At 70.2% G+C, this 2,027-nt stretch carries 3 protein-coding genes; 1 reads left to right on the top strand and 2 read right to left on the bottom strand.

What is annotated here, in order from left to right; all coding sequences use genetic code 11:
* Positions 1-94: 94 nt before the first annotated feature.
* The gene (locus tag ACEN88_RS30160; protein ID WP_413345633.1) at positions 95-1,093 is read right to left on the bottom strand and encodes a LysR family transcriptional regulator; all 999 of its coding nucleotides are present in this window, start codon (positions 1,091-1,093) and stop codon (positions 95-97) included.
* 201 nt (positions 1,094-1,294) lie between these two features.
* On the opposite strand from ACEN88_RS30160, the gene ACEN88_RS30155 reads away from it, so the two are divergent.
* Positions 1,295-1,690 (top strand): cupin domain-containing protein, encoded by a 396-nt coding sequence (locus ACEN88_RS30155; RefSeq protein ID WP_413345631.1) that lies wholly within the window; start codon positions 1,295-1,297, stop codon positions 1,688-1,690.
* Here the strand turns inward: ACEN88_RS30155 and ACEN88_RS30150 are convergent.
* The coding region (locus ACEN88_RS30150) for a response regulator (protein ID WP_413345629.1) at positions 1,668-2,027 on the bottom strand (360 nt) is incomplete at its 5' end. The genes ACEN88_RS30155 and ACEN88_RS30150 overlap by 23 nt on opposite strands.

Here is a 2,027-nt window from a genome sequence, read left to right as displayed (position 1 = left end):
CCGGCGGGGGGGGCGGCCCCCGCCCGCCGCACGAGGGCCGCGAACAGCGCCCACAGCAGGATGGCGCCGAGCGCGCATGCCCAGGCGGTCCGGCTCATGGCTGGCCTCCGTCCGCCAGGTCGGGATCGTCGAGGCCGAGGGCGCGGATGCGCTGCGAGATGTCGTCGACGAAGACGCGCACGCGCATCGGCATGTGGTGCCGGCTCAGGTAGCACAGGAAGTGGCCGCGGTCGTCCGGCGCGTACTCGGCCAGGCAGGGGACGAGGCGCCCGGCGCGCAGGTGCTCGCGGATCTGGTAGCCGGCCATCTGCGCGATGCCGTCGCCGTCGAGGACGGCCTGCAGCACGAGGTCGGCGTCGTTGAAGCAGAGCCACCCCTGCGGCGTGAGCTTGCGCACGGCGCCGTCGACCTTGAATTCCCAGTCGAACAGGCGGCCCGACGCGAAGCGGAAGTTGACGCAGCCGTGACCCGCCAGTTCGTCCGGTGTGCGCGGCAGGCCGTGGCACCGCGCGTACGCGGGCGATGCGCACACGAGCATGCGCATCGGGACGAGCTTCTTGGCGACGATCTGGCTGTCGTCCATGCGGCCGTTGCGGAAGGCGACGTCGATGCGGTCGGACGTGAAATCGGTGGGGCGGTCGTCGAGGATCAGGTCCACGGTGATGTCCGGGTAGCGCGCATGAAAATCCTTCAGCAGCGGCGCGACGATCTTGCGCCCGAAGCCCACGGTGGACGAGATGCGCAGGTGCCCACGGGGGATGCCCGTACGGAGCTCGCGCATCTCGTCGAGCGCCTGGAAGATGCGGTCGACGCCGGGCCGGCAGCCCTCGAAGAAGCGCTGGCCCTCGGCCGTGAGGGCCGTGCTGCGCGTCGTGCGCAGGAACAGCCGCGTGTCGAGCTGGGTCTCCAGTTTCAGCACGCTGCGGCTGACGGCGGAGCGCCCGATGCCGAGGCGCTCGGCCGCCCGGGCGAAGCTCCCTTCGTGGACGACGGCCATGAATGCGACCACGCCTGCATACGTCGTGGCGAAGCTGGAGGCCAGCGCGTCGTTGCAGTCGGGGTTGGGAAGAACGGAAGTGAGGCTGCGGGGCACGGCTGTCCTGTCGGTACGTAAGTACGCCGATGGTAGGCCCGCGCCCTTCCAGCGGCAATGACAAGAATCCCCGATTTCCTGCCAGCGCCCCGCGCGCCGATTGGTGTTTTTGCGGCACCGCCGCGCGTCCCCGCCGGCGCCTGTCGCAGGGCGGGCGCCCTGTCTACACTGGCGTTTTCACGCCCAACAAGGATCTCGATCATGTTCCGCTACCTTCCCCTCGCCCTGGCCGCCTGCGTCACGCTCGCCCACGCGGCCCCGCCCGAACCCGTCGTCAAGACGCTGATGAACCAGGCCCTGTCCGACGCGCCGGGCAAGGAAGTCATGATGCTCACCGTCGACTACGCGCCCGGCGCGGCCGACCCCGTGCACCGCCACGACGCACACGGCTTCGTCTACGTGCTCGAAGGGACCATCGTCATGGGTGTGGAGGGCGGCAAGGAAAAGACGCTGCGCGCCGGCGAGACCTTTTATGAAGGGCCGCGCGACGTGCACACAGTCGGCCGCAATGCGAGCAAGACGAAGCCGGCGCGCTTCGTCGTGTTCCTGCTGAAGGACAAGGACAAGCCGGCGCTCATCCCGGTGGGGAACCACTGACGGCGGCGAGCAGCTGCGCCATGTCGACGGGCTTCACCAGGCGCACGTCGAAGCCCGCGTCCAGCGCCTGGCCGCCGTCGTGCTCGATGCCCCAGCCGGTCACGGCGACGAGCCGCACGGCCGCGCCCCACGGCTGTTCGCGTACCCAGCGCGCGACCTCGTAGCCGTTCGCGCCCGGCATGCCGATGTCCAGCACCATCACGTCCGGGCGGTGCGCTTCGGCCAGTGCCATCGCGGTGATGCCGTCGAACCCCGTGTGGACCGTGTGTCCTTCGGACTCCAGCAGCAGCGCCAGCAGGTTCGCCGCGTCGGCATTGTCGTCCGCGAGCAGCACGCG

The organism is Massilia sp. CT11-108 (assembly GCF_047302915.1).
GTDB classification, from domain to species: Bacteria; Pseudomonadota; Gammaproteobacteria; order Burkholderiales; family Burkholderiaceae_D; genus Telluria; species Telluria orientalis.
This window is presented reverse-complemented; position numbering and strand designations above follow the sequence as displayed.